Origin of the sequence: Streptomyces sp. WAC07094, assembly GCF_036320405.1 — a bacterium.
In the GTDB taxonomy this organism is placed as follows: Bacteria; Actinomycetota; Actinomycetes; order Streptomycetales; family Streptomycetaceae; genus Streptomyces; species Streptomyces lannensis.
This window is the reverse complement of the sequence record NZ_JAVMJZ010000001.1, coordinates 7,375,371-7,390,624: the sequence shown is the minus strand read 5'-3', so window position 1 is coordinate 7,390,624 and position 15,254 is coordinate 7,375,371. Positions and strand designations below refer to the sequence as shown.

General features: G+C 66.6%; 16 protein-coding genes and 3 pseudogenes. 9 read left to right on the top strand and 10 right to left on the bottom strand.

The features are described 5' to 3' along the window. Positions 1-198 (bottom strand): annotated as a pseudogene (locus tag RCR19_RS33015) (ISAzo13 family transposase); the annotation flags it as partial. 318 nt (positions 199-516) lie between these two features. Next, positions 517-1,971, bottom strand: coding sequence for a hypothetical protein (locus RCR19_RS33010; RefSeq protein WP_331268427.1), 1,455 nt, complete (start codon positions 1,969-1,971; stop codon positions 517-519). 155 nt (positions 1,972-2,126) lie between these two features. Here RCR19_RS33010 and RCR19_RS33005 point away from each other — a divergent pair, with 155 nt between their 5' ends. The 4 genes from RCR19_RS33005 (at position 2,127) to RCR19_RS32990 (ending at position 4,330) form a co-directional block, all read left to right on the top strand. Further along, on the top strand, positions 2,127-2,351 hold the full coding sequence (locus RCR19_RS33005) for a hypothetical protein (protein WP_331268426.1): 225 nt from the start codon (positions 2,127-2,129) through the stop codon (positions 2,349-2,351). Between the two features lie 9 nt (positions 2,352-2,360). After that, a complete protein-coding gene (locus tag RCR19_RS33000) occupies positions 2,361-3,005 on the top strand; it encodes a hypothetical protein (RefSeq protein ID WP_331268425.1) in 645 nt (214 codons plus the stop codon). A 198-nt stretch (positions 3,006-3,203) separates the two neighbouring features. Further along, the gene (locus RCR19_RS32995) at positions 3,204-3,668 is read left to right on the top strand and encodes a DUF2199 domain-containing protein (RefSeq protein WP_331268424.1); all 465 of its coding nucleotides are present in this window, start codon (positions 3,204-3,206) and stop codon (positions 3,666-3,668) included. Beyond that, positions 3,665-4,330, top strand: coding sequence for a hypothetical protein (locus RCR19_RS32990; protein WP_331268423.1), 666 nt, complete (start codon positions 3,665-3,667; stop codon positions 4,328-4,330). The genes RCR19_RS32995 and RCR19_RS32990 overlap by 4 nt, the downstream gene beginning before the upstream one ends. Before the next feature lie 530 nt (positions 4,331-4,860). On the opposite strand, the gene RCR19_RS32985 is transcribed toward RCR19_RS32990, so the two are convergent. Next, complete coding sequence (locus tag RCR19_RS32985; RefSeq protein WP_220295175.1) at positions 4,861-5,085, bottom strand: hypothetical protein; 225 nt, start codon at positions 5,083-5,085, stop codon at positions 4,861-4,863. Positions 5,086-5,137: 52 nt separating this feature from the next. On the opposite strand from RCR19_RS32985, the gene RCR19_RS32980 reads away from it, so the two are divergent. Continuing rightward, the gene (locus tag RCR19_RS32980; protein WP_331268422.1) at positions 5,138-5,326 is read left to right on the top strand and encodes a hypothetical protein; all 189 of its coding nucleotides are present in this window, start codon (positions 5,138-5,140) and stop codon (positions 5,324-5,326) included. Positions 5,327-5,420: 94 nt separating this feature from the next. Here the strand turns inward: RCR19_RS32980 and RCR19_RS32975 are convergent, their stop codons facing one another. Beyond that, entirely contained in the window at positions 5,421-6,488 is a 1,068-nt protein-coding gene (locus RCR19_RS32975) for a hypothetical protein (RefSeq protein WP_331268421.1), read from the bottom strand. A 401-nt stretch (positions 6,489-6,889) separates the two neighbouring features. Next, positions 6,890-7,465, bottom strand: a complete 576-nt coding sequence (locus RCR19_RS32970) for an XRE family transcriptional regulator (RefSeq protein WP_331268420.1) — start codon at positions 7,463-7,465, stop codon at positions 6,890-6,892. Positions 7,466-7,587: 122 nt separating this feature from the next. Here RCR19_RS32970 and RCR19_RS32965 point away from each other — a divergent pair. Together RCR19_RS32965 and RCR19_RS32960 are read left to right on the top strand one after the other, a co-directional pair. After that, positions 7,588-9,066 (top strand): annotated as a pseudogene (locus tag RCR19_RS32965) (MFS transporter). Positions 9,067-9,097: 31 nt separating this feature from the next. After that, positions 9,098-9,727 (top strand): class I SAM-dependent methyltransferase, encoded by a 630-nt coding sequence (locus tag RCR19_RS32960; protein ID WP_331268419.1) that lies wholly within the window; start codon positions 9,098-9,100, stop codon positions 9,725-9,727. A gap of 286 nt (positions 9,728-10,013) precedes the next feature. Here the strand turns inward: RCR19_RS32960 and RCR19_RS32955 are convergent. Next, positions 10,014-10,303, bottom strand: a pseudogene (locus RCR19_RS32955) (IS5/IS1182 family transposase); the annotation flags it as partial. A 106-nt stretch (positions 10,304-10,409) separates the two neighbouring features. On the opposite strand from RCR19_RS32955, the gene RCR19_RS32950 reads away from it, so the two are divergent. Next, on the top strand, positions 10,410-11,204 hold the full coding sequence (locus RCR19_RS32950; protein WP_331268418.1) for a hypothetical protein: 795 nt from the start codon (positions 10,410-10,412) through the stop codon (positions 11,202-11,204). A 264-nt stretch (positions 11,205-11,468) separates the two neighbouring features. Further along, entirely contained in the window at positions 11,469-12,200 is a 732-nt protein-coding gene (locus RCR19_RS32945; protein ID WP_331268417.1) for a ferritin-like domain-containing protein, read from the top strand. 279 nt (positions 12,201-12,479) lie between these two features. On the opposite strand, the gene RCR19_RS32940 is transcribed toward RCR19_RS32945, so the two are convergent. From RCR19_RS32940 to RCR19_RS32925, 4 genes are all read right to left on the bottom strand, one after another. Continuing rightward, the gene (locus RCR19_RS32940; protein WP_331268416.1) at positions 12,480-12,827 is read right to left on the bottom strand and encodes a hypothetical protein; all 348 of its coding nucleotides are present in this window, start codon (positions 12,825-12,827) and stop codon (positions 12,480-12,482) included. A gap of 292 nt (positions 12,828-13,119) precedes the next feature. Further along, positions 13,120-13,539 carry a hypothetical protein gene (locus tag RCR19_RS32935; protein WP_331268415.1) on the bottom strand — a complete coding sequence of 140 codons (420 nt, stop codon included), beginning with the start codon at positions 13,537-13,539 and terminating at the stop codon, positions 13,120-13,122. Next, positions 13,529-13,951, bottom strand: a complete 423-nt coding sequence (locus RCR19_RS32930; protein WP_331269620.1) for a DUF6578 domain-containing protein — start codon at positions 13,949-13,951, stop codon at positions 13,529-13,531. Before RCR19_RS32930 ends, RCR19_RS32935 begins: the two co-directional genes overlap by 11 nt. Positions 13,952-14,595: 644 nt before the next feature. Further along, on the bottom strand, positions 14,596-15,165 hold the full coding sequence (locus RCR19_RS32925; protein WP_331268414.1) for a DinB family protein: 570 nt from the start codon (positions 15,163-15,165) through the stop codon (positions 14,596-14,598). Between the last annotated feature and the right edge of the window lie 89 nt (positions 15,166-15,254).

The window sequence follows — 15,254 nt, the reverse complement described above, 5'->3', positions numbered from 1 at the left end:
TCAGCATGTTGATTTGATCTCCGTGAGGTTGTTGTTCGCGAGGAAGACAGTGAGGTCAGCGAGGATCCGGAATCTGGCTGTCGAGGGTGGAATCATGCAGCCGAGGTTGGCCAGGAGGGCGACGTGTCGAACGGCCCTGCCGAGAGTGCTGCCGTTGACTTTGAGGAGCTGTGCGAGCAGGTCTCGGCAGCCGAGTTCCGGCGGGGCCGGAACCATGGAGCCATACTTCTCAGCATTGCACTTCCCAACAGAGGCCGGAGCGTTGACTCGCCTTCATCGGGTCGCTGTCACGGTATAGAAGAACTTCGCCCCGACCGTTACCTCGGAGGTGAGCCCTACCAATCGCTGATCAGGGAAAGCGGCGAGCCCCGCCGCTGTCCGAGCGCTACCGGCCGACGGGATCGAAGCCATGCGGAGTTGCATATCTGACCAGCTGGCGGCGCGATCACCGACTCGAAGCGTGGACGAAGCACAGGTCATCGAGTATGTCGACCAGGGCGGTGATCGCGCCGTGTGTCACAGACCTGCTTGATCAACCAACTGGCGCATCGTGACCACGGAAAGCACCCGGTTCGCGGCAGCACCTGCGGCAATGACGCAGTCGGCAGAGCCGAGCAATTCGATCAGCCGGTCGGCTGGAACGGCAGGATTGGTCGCAGCACGACCTCGAACTGTGTCATCGTCGTCGGCCAGCAGGGTCTCGAGCGTGTCGGCCGACAAACCGGGATGCGCTGCGGCAACCGCACGATCGTGGGGCTTATCGGAACAGGCCAGGCGAGTGGCGGCATCAGCGGGGAAGTTCTTGTGGCGGAGCATGTCCCATCGACTGTAGCTGGTCCACTGTTCGACGATCTGGGTCAACAGCCAGCCGGGGGCGTTCGACTGTCGCTCACACACGAACAGTCGAACCGCGAAGCTTTCGTCCCGGGCGAGGATCTCGACAACCTCCTCCGATAGATCGGCCCGCAGGGCCAGGGTCTTACGGAAGATCTGGTGACGGCTTCGGGCGAACGCAAGTTGTTCTTGCTCGAACAGGTTCTCAGTGAGCAGCCAGCCGACGGTTTCGCTGCTCCGGTCGTTGTAGTCGACCGGTATCGACTCGCGCAACGCCGGATCGAGGCCGCGCCGTGCGACAACAGCCGCGCGAACCTGGTTGTCCGGATCGTGCGCCAAGTCCGCGACATACTCGGCTGACAGCGTCGGGTTGGCCGCCACCGCCGCGCGAAAGTCCGGACTGGCCATGAATCGGTCGGTCAGACCAGCGTCAAGGTCGACCACTTCGGCGATCTGTCCCAGCAGAGCCATGCTGTACTCGTTGGCTGCGGCGGAGTCGAGGTCGGCAAGCATGGCGTGTGCTGCCTCTGCGGGAAGCGGGCCGTCCAGGCGGAGCAGGAGCATCTGCCGGCCGAAGGCACCGGTCACCCGCGCCAGGAGATCTCCGATCCGATCGGTCGGGGCCGAAGGCCATTCCGCAGCGGCAATGGCGGCCGTTCGTGGGTCCGAGTCATTGAGCATCACGGCCCGTACGTCGTCTGGCAGATGACGGTTGAAGCCCAGTGAGCGGCGGACCTTCGGCTCCGGGTCGCGGGCCAGTACTTCGTAGACCTCGCGAGACAGTGGGCCGGGGATTCGGCGCCCGTGCACGCCGGAGGTGGTGAAGTACTCCGCTCCTTCAGCCAGCCGACCCCGGACCTGTGGGTCAGCATCGTCGGCAAGGACGACCTGAACCGTAGGCGGGAGGTTCGGATTCGACGCGAGACCCAACCGCACGTCTACATCGGAGTCGGTGGCAAGCGCCGCCGCAGCCTCCGCGGGAAGGTCGCGGCGCCGGGCCAGCCCGGACCGATCTATGTTCGCCGCCGTCAGACGAATCAGGATCTCCGCAGGGGCCGACGGGTTGCCGGCCAGACCACGCAGCAGCACTTCCCAGGCTCGTTGTGTGATGTCGGGAAGTTCGAAGGAAGCAGGCACTGTCACATGCTGTCAGTGCCTGCTGGAGTTGTCATGATCTATGGACGTCGCTTGTACCTTCGCCAGCGTGATCTTCTCCGGGACGGTTCCGGTGCGGGTCCCGACCGTGCGGTAGCCGCGTCACTGGTTCCAGGTGCGGTACTTCGCCCGGGTAGTTGCTCGACCAGGTCGACGTGCCCTCCCTCCTGGCCGCCCTGCCCACCGACGAGCTCGAAGCCGGACACCTGATCGCCCACGGAGCCAACCACATCATCGGCGGCCCGCGCGAGTACCTGCTGATCCACTTCGACGCCCTGTGCGACTTCTACCTCGATGCAGCAAAGTGCCCCCGGACCTTGGGGTGCCAAAGTGGAGTGCGATCCGTGCTCGGCAGGCCGTAGCGTCCTGGGATGAGCAGCTTCAACACACACCTGAGACGGGTCCACGACGAGGGCCTTCCGGCACGCGTCCGGCATACAAATCTACGGTCTTGCCTCGTCCACTTCGCGCCCTATGGCTTCCGAGCCACGTATCACCACCTCTGCCTCAGTGCGCGGATTCCCAAGGATCTGGAGAAGGATCCAAGCTCCCTGATACGCGCCGTCGAGGAGCTGCACCAGGCCCGACAGCTCTGGCTGGCTGACGAACGTACCTGTGCCAACAGTCGCCGAGCGGCCAAGGCATGTGGCTTTCGGCAGGTGAAAGCAGACGAGTCCTGGCGGAGCCGGCAGCGTGGGTGGGGGAACATCGCCTACTGTCCCGAGCCGACGATTCATCCCGACGAGCCGCTGCCAGTGGTCGTCGAGCGGGTGCTCCGTTCGTCGGTCCCGCCCGATAAAGCTCCTGCACTGACGTGCCGTGTATGCGAAAACCGGGACAACACCAACACCTGGCACGACGGCGTCTACCGGATCCATCTGCTGTGCGGGGAGTGCGGGGTCAGCCTTGCCGTGCATCGGGCCGACGCGCCCGACCCGCTGTTGGCGACCGATCACGCCCGGCGGTGGAAGGAAATCTGGAGGCTACGCAACGAACTTCCTCCCAACCCGAGCTGAGTTCCGGCACGGAGGTCCACATCACGTGGGGTGAGAATCCGCGCTCGGAGGAGTGGGGCGGATGCGCGGCCGTACAGGCTCCGTTTATGGAGCTCCCGACCGGGGTGGTACCGGAGCCCGTCACTAGGCTCCAGCACCATGACCAGTGATCTCGGATTCACCTGCACATGTTGCGGGGCCCATCACCCTGAACTGCCGATGAACTACACAGCCGAGGCCCCGGCCGTGTGGGATCCGGCCTTCGTCGGCGCCGACGACTGCATGCTCTCGTCGGACCAGTGCGTGATCCTTGGACAGCACTACTTCGTCAAGGGCTTGATCGAGATACCGGTTATCGACACCGACGACGTGTTCTCCTGGGGCGTCTGGGTCTCGCTCAGTCATGAGAACTTCTCCCGGGCTGCGGATCCGTGGGACAGGCTGGGCCGCAAGGCTGAGAAACCGTATTTCGGCTGGCTCACCACCGAACTGCAGGTCTACTCGACCACGACCCTCAACCTGAAGACGCATGTCCACACCCGCCCGATTGGTGAGCGCCCCTACGTCGAGCTCGAGCCCACCGAACATCCTCTCGCCGTCGAACAGCGCACGGGAATCACCATGGACCGCGTGCGGGAGATCGCGGGGGCCGTGCTCCACCCCAGCGGCAGCGAGCAGCCATGAGGGCCGACACCTCCACGTCGCTGATCCCGGTCGCGCCAACTGGCCTGAGCCGCCGCGCCGAGAGGTTCATCGAGGTGAACGGCATCCATGTCCCTCAGCAGAGCGTCCGGCACCACCGCGACGCGTGGATCGGGCATGGGGTTCCCGCTGCGGAGGTCGACCGGGCCACGGACTTCCAGGAGCGATGGGGCGGCCTCGCCTTGCCGCCGGCGCCCTTTTACGAGGGCGGCCCCCGCATCCTGGGCGCCGACTTTCCCGAGGGCTCGGCGGCAGAAGGCTGGTCGTTCCCGGCCGGGACCTGCCGGGTATCAATGGCCTACGGATTCATGATCGGTCCCGAAGGCGCCTTCGGGATCGACGCCGATCGCTGGACGCCCCTGCATGCCAGCACGGACGGATGGGTGGAATCCTTGGCGCTCGCCGACCATGCCGGTCGCTGTGCCAAGACCGTCACGAAGATCACCGGCGAGGCGGTTCAGTCCCTTGAGCTCCGCGAGTACGAGCCGATACCCGAAGTGCTGGGAGTAACCGACACCTGGTGGCGCGGCAAGGACTCGCTCATCGCCCTCTACCGAGGCGAGGCCGTTGGCCTTGAGGCACCTCAATGCCTCGAGGCCCATGTGTACGGTGGCCTCGACGCGTGGGGTCTCCACGGTGGTTGACTGCGCTCACCAGCGCTGGCTGCCTCCGAGATCCGCAGTGCCGAACCACCCCGGGCTCACGCACGCCCCAGCTGGTCAGGTATCCGTCGCGATCCGGCTGACGTCAGCCGCGGATCCTCTGCCAACCACGTGATCGGATGGGCAACGGCGGCCCCCGCGGTGTTCTCCACAGTGACATCAGTCATCAGTGCGCCGTACGCGGGGTCACGCCGCAGGAGGGCCATACCGCCCCGGAAGTACGCCGCTACAGGATGGTCACCGAGAAGGTGCGGCAGTCCCGCGCGGCGTGCGAGGTAGCGCGGGACCGCCAAGCCCTGCCGTCCAAGCCGGGCACTGGCACCCTATGAACTACGCCCCGGTTGTGCATGCCGAGCAGCGCGGACGAGTGAGGCCGTAGGCAGGCAACGGAGTCGGGCTCGACAGCACGCCGTCTCACATCAGCCTGTTACGCGTGTGGCAATGGACGGTACGCGAAAACGCCCGCGTGCCTGCCAGGCGGACGGGCACGCGGGCGGGACACCGGGAGCCCGCTACACCTCGGCGGCTGCGAACAGTTCAAGGTGTCCGCACTTGGGACAGCGGTACGCCTCAATCTGCCGGCGGGGCCGACCCAGCCGCTTGGCGCCGCCGAAGAACCCCCGTTCCAACGCGCCCTCGATCCAGCGCGCGTACCCGCGCGAATGCTCACCGGCGTCCTCGATGAAACCCTCCGCCAGACCAACGGTGCCGCACTGCGTGCACGTGTAGTTGTTCATTCGGCGAGTGTAGGGACCGAGCCGTACATGCCAAGAGGGCTTTCTCTGGTTCGTGTCGACGGTCATCACAGACGTCAATGGACTGATCTGGGATCGGTCCATCAGCGGCCAACTCCGCATGACCGCCAGCCCCGATCGCGATGACAGCCCGATGAACGACGAGGTCAAAGACAGCGGCAAGCCAAAATTGGGTGTCCCTGACACAACGGCGCAGAACCTGGACTGCAAAGCCTCGCCATGACGGCCAAGATCGCTCATGTGTACTTGTGCCGGCTAAATAATCCGTGCACCTCGACGAAAACGATGCTCCCGCTTCTCCGTGCCGCTTCCTCGGGTCAGCCCGCTGATGCAGAGGAAACGGCCTGGCGGTACGCGTCGCGATACCTGCGCAGCCCGTGGGTGCGTACGGCAGGTAGCCGGACCAGGGTGTAGTCGAAGGCGCCGTGGTCGGGCGTCAGCAGGTGCCAGGGGCGCGGCGGCAGGGCGTAGTCGTCACGCAGGACGCCCTCCGGGAGGACCCCGGTCGCGGGCATCGGCGAGGTCTCGCCCGGGTGGGCGAGGTACGCCCAGACCCCGCTGTCCAGCGGCACCACGGCTTCCTCAATGCCTGGCGGACGCCAGGGCGCCCCCGTGAGGGGGTGGCGGGGGACGAGGAGGACGTCGGGACGGGGCCGCGGCAGGTGGATCCCAGGGCCGGCCAGCCCCACGGACCGGGCCCCGGGTCCGGCGGGGAGATACCGGCCGACTGCGTGGCCGAGCAACTCGGCGACGGGTCCGACCGGGAGGCTGACCGGACGATCCTCGGTGACCGCCACGAGATGGGCCAGCGCGACTCCGACTGCCGCCTCCCAGCGACGGCACCACGACCCGTCGGGTTCGACGGGTGGGACGCGATGGTCAGCGCGTTCCAGATCGTCCCAGTCGGGAGGCGGACCGGCCGGCAGCCCCGAGGAGCGGGGTACGACCGCGTCGGGTTCGAGCCACACCGTCTGCCACATTCCGCAGTCGTCCATGCGGGTTGCCACGTGCCGCCCGCACCCCTCGCACGCCAGGTTTGGGCCGGTCCGGCCGTCCACACCGCGGCAGTAGCCTTCGCACTTGTCGGGGATCAGGGTCATGGACCGGGAGTCGCCGGGGGCGATGACGATCCTGTTCCGCGCGCCGAAGGAGACGGAGTACACCGGGGCGAACACACCCTGTCGAGCAGCCGCGTCCGGTCCGACCTCCTTCCACAGCCGCCAGGGCGGTCCAGTGGGCTGGGGGTCGACGGCGTACGTCGCGGGCTTCATCAACGGCGGGTGGAGTTCCTCCCACCTCCCGTGGTGGGTGTGAACGGGCAGGGCGACCCGGGACACCGGTGCCGTCAGCTCCGTGCCGCACCCGGCACACGCGAACACGTCCAAGCAAGCTCCCCCTCGCCGCCCGTCTTTGGGGATTGTGCCTCGCCCGCAGAGCAGAATCCACCGGGATTCGGAACGACTCGTAGGCGCTTCTTCCGGCTCACCTCGCCGTCGTGATTCGAAGGATGTCGTCGGTAGAACGAAGCGGCCTCGTGAAAGCAGTACGGGGCCCAACAGCTGGCGGCATAACCACGCCTACCCGGCCGACGCGCTGCACACCGCTTGAGGGAACGGGGCGAGCAGAGGTGCTCAGGCCTCGACGGCCCGCCGTGTCCGGCGTGACCGCACGAAGGCGTAGAGGTCAGGGATGCCGGGTGTCCTCGGCACGCGCGTGCACGGTCTCGACATCGACTCGGGCGCCTGATCCCGCCCCGGCGCCCGATCGTGGTACTGCCAAAGCCGGATCAGGTGGTGCGTGCCCTGAGGTGAGCCCGCTCCCCCTGTTGCCCGAACAGCACGAGCAGTTCCACGACTTGGTCGTCGTCCGGACCGAGCCAGTGCGGCACGTGGGTGTCGAACTCGGCAGCTTCCCCGGGCTTGAGTACCAGGGTCTGATCGCCCAGCATCAGGCGCAGCCGCCCGGCCAGCACATACAGCCACTCGAATCCCTCATGGGTGCGCAGCTCCGGCTCACGTTCCGGCCTCGGCGAGATGAGCAGCTTGTGTGCCTGAACGCCGCCGGGATGACTCAACGGCACATAGGTCATGCCGTCGCGGCTCACCGGGCGCAGATGGATGCGCGGGTCGCCGGTGCGGGGCGCGCCGACGAGCTGGTCCAGGGGAACGTCGTAGAGCTCGGCGAGCGGGAGCAGGAGTTCCAGGGTCGGTTTGCGCGCCCCGCTCTCCAGGCGCGAGAGCGTGCTCTCGTTGACCCCCGTCTGTGCCGCCACATCAGCCAGAGTCAGTGACTTGCTGCGCCGCAGTTTCCGCAGCCGGGGGCCGACGGCTGCCAGCACATCGTGACGCCTCTGTTCATCCATGGATCCAGGTTGCCGAAACGGCATCGAGCTTTGCAACTTTGGCAGGCGCGCGTGCATTGTCGCGAGCGCGGTCCCGCCGGACCGCTCCCCCTTGGACCAGCTCACACCTTGATTGGACAGTGATGACTGCAGCGACCGATACGACGAGCCCGGGCATCGCGCTCGACCCGCGGCGCTGGCCGGCACTGACCGTGATCTCGGTGGCGACGCTGATGGTGGTACTCGATGCCTCCATCATCAACATAGCGCTGCCCCGGGCTCAGGCCGATCTGCAGATCAGTGACGCCGACCGACAGTGGGCGGTGACCGCCTACGCGCTGGCGTTCGGCGGTCTGCTGTTGCTGGGCGGTCGCGTCGTCGACTTCGTGGGCCGCAAGCGCGTCTTCATGATCGGACTGGTCGGCTTCGCCCTCGCCTCCATGGTCGCCGGTGTCGCATCCAACGGTGCGGCGTTGTTCGCCGGACGCGCGCTGCAGGGCGCCTTCGCCGCGCTCCTCGCGCCGGCCGCCCTGTCGCTGATCGCGGTCACCTTCACCGACGGCCGCGAGCGCGCCAAGGCATTCGGCGTCTACGGCGCCCTGCAAGGCGCCGGAGGCGCCGTCGGACTCATCGCCGGTGGTGTGCTCACCGAGTAGGCGAACTGGCGCTGGTGCCTGTTTGTCAACACCCCCATCGCGCTCGCCGCCGTGGCCGCGATCCCCACCGTCCGAGAGAGCCGCGCCGAGGGGACGCGCCGCTACGACATCCCCGAAGCCGTGCTGGTCACCACCGGCCTGGTCGCCCTGGTCCGGGGCTTCACGCACGCCACCGAAGACGGCTGGTCCAGCGGATCGACCTGGATCCTGCTGGCCGTCGGAGCGATCCTGCTGATCGCGTTCGTCGCCGTCGAAGGCCGCACCGACCACCCGCTGCTGCCCCTGCACGTCGTCCTGGACCGTGACCGCGGCGGCGCGTTCCTGGCCTCCCTGCTCACCAGCGCCGGCATGTTCGGTCTGATGCTGTTCCTGACCTACTACCTGCAGGTCAACCTCGGCTACCAGCCCCTCCACGCCGGACTGGCCTTCCTCCCCTTCAGCGTCGGCATCATCGCTGCCGCCACCCTCGGCGCTCCGCTCGTCGCCAGGACCGGCCCCAAGCGGCTGATGGCGGCAGGACTCGCCGTCACCCTGCTCGATGCCCTGTGGCTCGTCATGGTCGAGGCCACCAGCGGCTACCTGCCCGTCGTCCTCCCCGCCATGATCCTCACCGGCCTCGGCCTGGGCGTCTTCTTCGTCGCCCTGCCCAACACCGCACTCACGGGCATCGATCCCTCCGACACCGGCGTGGCCAGCGCCATGATCAGCACCACCCAGCAGATCGGCGGTGCCATCGGCCCCGCCCTGCTCAACACCCTCTACATCTCCGCCCTCTCCGGCTTCCTCAACGACCACGACGGCGAGATCACCCAGGCAGTACGCCTGGACGGCTACATCCACGGCTACCGCCTGGCGTTCATCGCCGGCGCCGTCGCGTTCGCTCTTGCGCTCGCCGCGATCGTTCTGCTGATCAAGAAGCACGAGCACACCGACGTTCCCGCCCACACCCCTGCCCACGCCATCTGACCCAGCTGCCTTTGACGAAAGAGAGCACTCAATGACCACCGGCAGCGACTCCGCAGCCTTCTGGGAACAGCACTACGCGGCCCTGGACGATCAGTGGGGCATGAAACCCAACGCCGTCTTCGCAGACCTCGTCACCACCTTCGCCCCCACCCCTGGCACAGCACTGGACCTGGGCTGCGGCCACGGCGACGTCATCTGGCTCGCCACCCGAGGCTGGGACGTCACCGCTGTCGACGTCTCCCCCACCGCCCTGCAGCGCGTGGCCACCGGTGCCCGCGCCGGCGGCGTGAGTAATCGTGTGCACCCCGCCCGCCACGATCTCGCCCACGACTTTCCCGAAGGCCGCTTCGACCTGGTCAACGCCAGCTACTTCCACACTCCCCTCGACATCCCTCGTACGAAGGTGCTGCGCCGCGCGGCGGCCGCCGTCACCCCTGGCGGACTGCTGATCATCGTGGAACACGCCTCCATCGCCCCTTGGTCCTGGCAAACCGGAAACGACGTCCACTTCCCCCACCCCGACGAGATCCTCGCCTCACTCGAATTGGACGATTCCTGGACGCCCGAGCGCTGCCACGCCCCCCAACGCACCGCCACCGGACCCGCAGGGCAGAGGGCCACCGTGACCGACAACGTCCTGACCCTGCGCCGCACATCCTGACGAACGGTCCCCGGGGCCTGCTCCGTCATCGGACTCTACGGCCTGCGTCTTCCGCACGAACGTGAGTGGACGAACTCCCTCGCCAAGGGCACCGAGTTGCCCACTTACTGCTCCCAGGGTCGGTGAAACTGCGCCTCGCTCCCCTCCAACCATGCGCAGGCTGTCGCTACGGTGCGGCTGCGGTACTTCGGCCGTTGTCACGGGTTCCTTCTTCACCACGGCGTACCGCGCCGCTATTTCCTTATGGATCCGGCCTGGTGGCGTGGGGTCTTCCGACGCGGCGTCACCGCAGACGGAGGCCGATCTGATCGGCGGCCTGAGGGATATCGGCCGGATGCCCGCCGACGGAGGTGCCCCCGGATCGCGCGAGAAGAGTGAGCCCGATCCACAAGGACGACCACAGGGTGGGTTCTCGGCCTTCCGAGTCCGATTCGCGAAATCCGGATCCTCGCCATGACCGCCTCGACGGCCGGCGCGTCACCGGCCTGCCCTGCGGTGACGCGGATGGCGAGAGGTCGCGCCTGGCTGTCGCCGGCCGGATGGACCTTCCTGCTCAGACCATCGGGAGCGTCCGAGCGTGCGGTGACGCACAACGTCACGACAACGCACACGCGTAGCGCCAGACCTTGTGTGTAACCTCTCCGACTGATCGACTTCATGATCGGTTCATAAGGGGAGGACCATGAAAGGCACAACACGCGCCAGGCGAAGAACCGACTGGGTGGCGGCAGGAGGGGCAATCGCCCTGGTGCTGCTGGCGGCGACGAGTGCCCACGCCGAGGGACGGGGGGACGTCCGAGTGGTGTCGGCCGTCGTCAACGGCGGGGCCAACGTCACGATCGGCACGACGAAGAAGGTGACCTTCCCGATCGCCATCACCGTCAGGGACAACTCAGGGGTGAAGGGGCTCACCAGCGTCAGTACCTTCAACCGCTCCAACGGGTACGGCTTCTTCGACTGGACGGGCACGACGTGCCGGAAGAAGACCTCGACCACGTCGGTGTGCACAGCAACCATGACGGTTGACCCGGCCTGGATCAGGGCCAGCGACGACATAGATTCCAACAAGGTCGCCGGCCTATGGACGGTGAACGCCACGGTCAAGGCCAACGACGGCGACTACTGGATCTCCGATTCCATTGCCCAGTACAAGGTGAAGCGCGCCTCGAGGCTGACAACGGACGCAGCCCCCGAGCCGGTCGCCAAGGGCGCGAAGCTCACGATCACCGGCAAACTGTCGCGGGCGAACTGGGAGACCCTGAAGTACCAGGGGTTCACCGGACAGGTCGTCAAACTCCAGTACCGCAAGGCCGGCGCGGCGCACTACAGCACGGTCAAAACTGTGAAGACGGGCAGCTCCGGGCAGCTCAGCACCAAGATGACCGTCACTTCGGCGGGGAGTTGGCGCTGGTACTTCCCCGGCACGACGACAACGGCCCGGATCGTGTCGGCCGGTGACGCAGTAGCGCTCAAGTAGTCGCCGGATGCGCAAGTCCTGGGACTACGGCAGCGGAACTGCTGGAGTCCCAGGCCGCGCCGAGAGGTACTGGTCGAAGATGCGGCATGCCGTGGCATCTCGTTCCTGCGGCGGCCCGCCGGGGCTCTGCAAGCCGCCGCTCGCCCGGCACCCGCATCTGAATCCGTGGACTGTGGAAGTCTGGCAGTCGTGGAACGGTTTGGTGTCCGCTTGCGTCGTGCCTTTCCGGGGCAGGGTGGCTGTCCCCAGGAAAGGGGAGACCGGGTGCATACGGGCGGCTTCGCCAAGTGGACAAGTCGGTTCGAGGACGAGCGCGAGCGCAGACGTGCCAAGGGCGATCCGGACTGGGGGCAAAGCGCGACGCTGCATCCGGCGGTCTGGGCCAGCATCCAGCGCTTCCAGGTCGGCGAGGACGGTGACGGTGCCAATCTCGTCGGCAAGGCGGACCAGGCGGGCGACGCCGACTACGTGCAGGCGGTCCGGCTCTTCATCGCCGAGGAACAGAACCACGCTCGTCTGCTTGCTCGTCTGCTTGCTGCGGGAAGCATGCCGACGTTGCCCGGGCACTGGAGCGACACGGTCTTCGTGCGGTTGCGGCGTCTCATGGGCCTGCGCATGGAACTGCTGGTACTGATGATCGCGGAAGTCGTGGCGCTGCGTTACTACCGGGCCCTCCGCGATGGCACCGAAGACGCGCTCACCTCGGATGTGGCAGGGCGGATCTTGTCCGACGAGCAGCGCCACGTCCCGTTCCACTGCGAGCGGCTGCACGCCTCGCTTGCGGAGTTGCCCCGCGCAATGCGGCGCCCGGTGATGGTCCTGTGGCGGCTTCTGCTTCTTGTGGTCTCGCTCGTAGTCGCCGCCGACCATGGTCCGGCACTGCGCCGGCTCGGCATTGGGCGCCTGCGATTCGTGGGCGATGTCATGACGTCGTCCCATGCGGTGGTCTCCGCAGTGCTGGTACCCCGCCCGGACGCATGGACGACCACAGGCTGACAACAGACAGTTCACGGCTTCCTACGGGCCCTCTTACGAGCCGGGTGGGGCAATCATGTGCGTGATCTGCGGATTCCCTACCTTGGGTGGACACCGGCCGAACTCATCCCTGCGAATCTCGGTTCCCCGTGAGTCGCCGTCCGTTCTGGCACTAGAGTGGCACGGCCGCCGTGCCCTGGGCCCGTCGATGCCAACTATGGGCGTGGCGGTCGTTGAGGACCGCAGGGACGGCCGCTCATCACGAAGAACTGTTCCTACGTGGTGGTGTGTGGTGTGTGACTACAGGCCCCGGAGCGCTTGCGCCAAAGCCCCGTAGTTCCCCCAACAGTCGACACTCCCATCGGGGTACAAACTACCCATCAGCCAGTCCTCCTCGCTCACCGCCTTGACGAGACAGAGATCCCCGAATCCCAAAATGAATTCCGGGTGGAGCAGCTCGTCTTCCATCCCGGCGGCGGGATGGCGCACGTACTTCACGGTGCGATTGATACTGAGCGCCTGGGCTTCGCTGTCGCCGGATACCTCACGGATTCGCCGAATCGTCCAGCCTGGCGGTAGTTGCGGAGTCGTCATGACCTGATGATGGCACTTCACCTGCTTGATGAGCTGGGCCGCAAAGTTGCCCATGGAGCTCAACCCACCACTTCCCCCACCTGGTCCGAACCCAAGTCGCCGACCACACGTCCGAGGGCGTTGAATCCCCAGAGCCTGAGGAATGGCAGTTGTTCACGGACAGCGGCATCGACGAGCGGGGTGAACTTTGTCCCATCCGGAACGGATGCTCGCTCGCTTTGGACTGGTGCGCCCTTCATCTGCGCTGTTGATCCGCTGACGTCCACGGTTGTTCGCCACTGTGCGTCGTGGTTGTCACGCAGCCGGACACTCAGCGCGCTTCCCCCATGCACGCCTGATCGGTCGGCTAATTCCCATCCTCGGATTCGTGCAGTGCGACGAGTTCACTCAGATCGTTACCGACCATGACTTGAGCGAGTCGTCCGGCGACGGCTACGACCTCTGGCCAAGAGGCTGCCTGGAGATACTCCGCATCGGTGTCGTTGGGCGCCTCGTCTGCGGCCGCGTTGAGTGCTTCACCAAGCTCCCGCATGAGGGCGACCTCCTCCTCCGTTCGCAGACTTGTGCCGAGGAAACGCTCGGGTTCGTCCGCGTCGCAGAAGTCGTCGAAGAGCGTGTGGAAGATATGGTCCAGGTTCTCGAACGTTGACGGGTCAAGCCACACATCCCGTTGCCAGGGAGGATTGGCCAAAGCCAGGACCGCCGGAACAAGGTTGACTCGGAAGTTCGCCAGGAGTCTAGAGTCCTCAGCTCGCTCATCGCCCATGAGGAACCGGTCCTCCTTGCTTGCTGGTTGGCCGCTCGGCAGTCACGAGGTACCCGGCGAAGCTGAGGCCTGGGCGAGCGTCTGCCCACCCGTCCGCCTCCCTGACCGGAACCAATACGGTCGTCCCCGCCACCGCGTGCTGCACGTTGGACGTGCTGTCGGACGGGACCTCGTACCGGCAGTGCACCTCCGTGATGGTCAGCACCCTTAGCGGAGTCGAAGACGCCTTCCCTTCCTCCTGGCCGTGATGCTCCTCGCGGAAGTTGATCGCTGCCGCCCGTTCGCTCCCGACGACATCGGCGTAATCCTCCGGATCGATCTCCAGCAACTGCCATGAGACAACAGCCCCTGGCGTGAAGTTCTCGCCACAGCACTGGATCTGCCAGTCATCGACCCAGATCGTCAATGTCATGCCGCCATTGTTCGCCGAGTCATCTGCGCTCACCAGGGCTTTTCTTCATCCTGCGCAGACCACAACCCATCATTCACCCCTGCTCCCATCGCGTCGCCGTCGACCCGAACACGTGGACGGGATGGGAGCCCAACCAAGCTCGCCACGATGCCCGCGGCCGAGAACGGCGCTCCCTCCACTCCGGTGCCGGCCGTGCCCCCGCCCGAAGCATCGCTTGTGACCCATGGCCGCGTGCATCGGGTGCTTGACCTCGACAATCGCGTCTTCTACCCAACGCCGACATGGCGTCCTCTACGACGACGACCCCCAAGTGCCGCTACCGTCGCGCCGTCCCGCTGCCCGCACTCTGCATCGCCCCCTGTGCCGGCACCGCCTGCGGCAGGCGGGGGCGAGCTGCAAGGAGTCGGAGTGCAAGTGCCGGGCGAATCCGGAGCCATAGGCTCCGGTGCCCTCGACGCCGACGGCGATGAGGTCGCCGTGGGAGCGAAGCCAGTCCAGGAGCCGGTGACAGCCGTCGGGCGTGGTGCGAACGGCCTGGGTGGTCAGGTGCCGGCCGATCGAGTCGATCACGGCGGCCTGGACGGAGGTCGCAGGACGTATCGCCCCCGACCGTGCGAGGGCGATACGTCCTACCGCGCTGCCGGCTAACCCATGGTCTTGGCGCCGTCCAGGGACTCGCGGATGATGTCGGCGTGGCCGGCGTGCTGGGCGGTCTCGGCGATGATGTGCATCAGCACCCGGCGGGCCGACCACCGCGCGCTGGACTCGAACCACGGGGCCTTCGGCAGCGGTTGTGTGGCGTCCAGGTCGGGCAGGGTGACGACCAGCTCGTCGGTCCGACGGGCTACCCCGGCGTAGTCGGCGAGCACGCCGGCCAGCGTCTCGCCGGGCAGCATCCGGAACTCGTCGGCCCGTCGGGACCAGTCGGCCTCGGTCATGGTGGTGAAGTCGCCCATCGACGACGGGCCGTCCAGGATGAACTGCACCCAGGTCCGCTCGACCGCAGCGACATGCTTGATCAGGCCGCCCAAGCAGAGCTGGCTGGCGGTGGTCCGGCGCCCGACCTGCTCGTCGGTGAGGTCGCGGGTGGTGAAACGCAGGAAGTCCCGATGCTTGGCCAGTACCTCCAGCAAGTCGGCGCGCTCGCCGGTGGCTGTTGGCGCATCGGCCGGGTCGTGGGTGGCCAGTTCGTTGACAGTCACGATATCGCTCATGGTCGCTGCCTTCCGTGGTTCGTGTTCCGCCGGGCAAGGAGGACGCTAGAGGTCGTAGAGGTCAGATTCTGACCTAAATGAGGGGAGAT

What these genes read in the sequence shown, in the direction of transcription:
- RCR19_RS33000 (WP_331268425.1), top strand. Translation starts at nt 2,361, where the DNA reads ATGAGCAGCTTCAACACACACCTGAGACGGGTCCACGACGAGGGCCTT.
- RCR19_RS32995 (WP_331268424.1), top strand. Translation starts at nt 3,204, where the DNA reads ATGAACTACACAGCCGAGGCCCCGGCCGTGTGGGATCCGGCCTTCGTC.
- RCR19_RS32990 (WP_331268423.1), top strand. Translation starts at nt 3,665, where the DNA reads ATGAGGGCCGACACCTCCACGTCGCTGATCCCGGTCGCGCCAACTGGC.
- RCR19_RS32985 (WP_220295175.1), bottom strand. Translation starts at nt 5,085, where the DNA reads ATGAACAACTACACGTGCACGCAGTGCGGCACCGTTGGTCTGGCGGAG.
- RCR19_RS32970 (WP_331268420.1), bottom strand. Translation starts at nt 7,465, where the DNA reads ATGGATGAACAGAGGCGTCACGATGTGCTGGCAGCCGTCGGCCCCCGG.
- RCR19_RS32960 (WP_331268419.1), top strand. Translation starts at nt 9,098, where the DNA reads ATGACCACCGGCAGCGACTCCGCAGCCTTCTGGGAACAGCACTACGCG.
- RCR19_RS32950 (WP_331268418.1), top strand. Translation starts at nt 10,410, where the DNA reads ATGAAAGGCACAACACGCGCCAGGCGAAGAACCGACTGGGTGGCGGCA.
- RCR19_RS32940 (WP_331268416.1), bottom strand. Translation starts at nt 12,827, where the DNA reads ATGGGCAACTTTGCGGCCCAGCTCATCAAGCAGGTGAAGTGCCATCAT.
- RCR19_RS32935 (WP_331268415.1), bottom strand. Translation starts at nt 13,539, where the DNA reads ATGGGCGATGAGCGAGCTGAGGACTCTAGACTCCTGGCGAACTTCCGA.
- RCR19_RS32930 (WP_331269620.1), bottom strand. Translation starts at nt 13,951, where the DNA reads ATGACATTGACGATCTGGGTCGATGACTGGCAGATCCAGTGCTGTGGC.
- RCR19_RS32925 (WP_331268414.1), bottom strand. Translation starts at nt 15,165, where the DNA reads ATGAGCGATATCGTGACTGTCAACGAACTGGCCACCCACGACCCGGCC.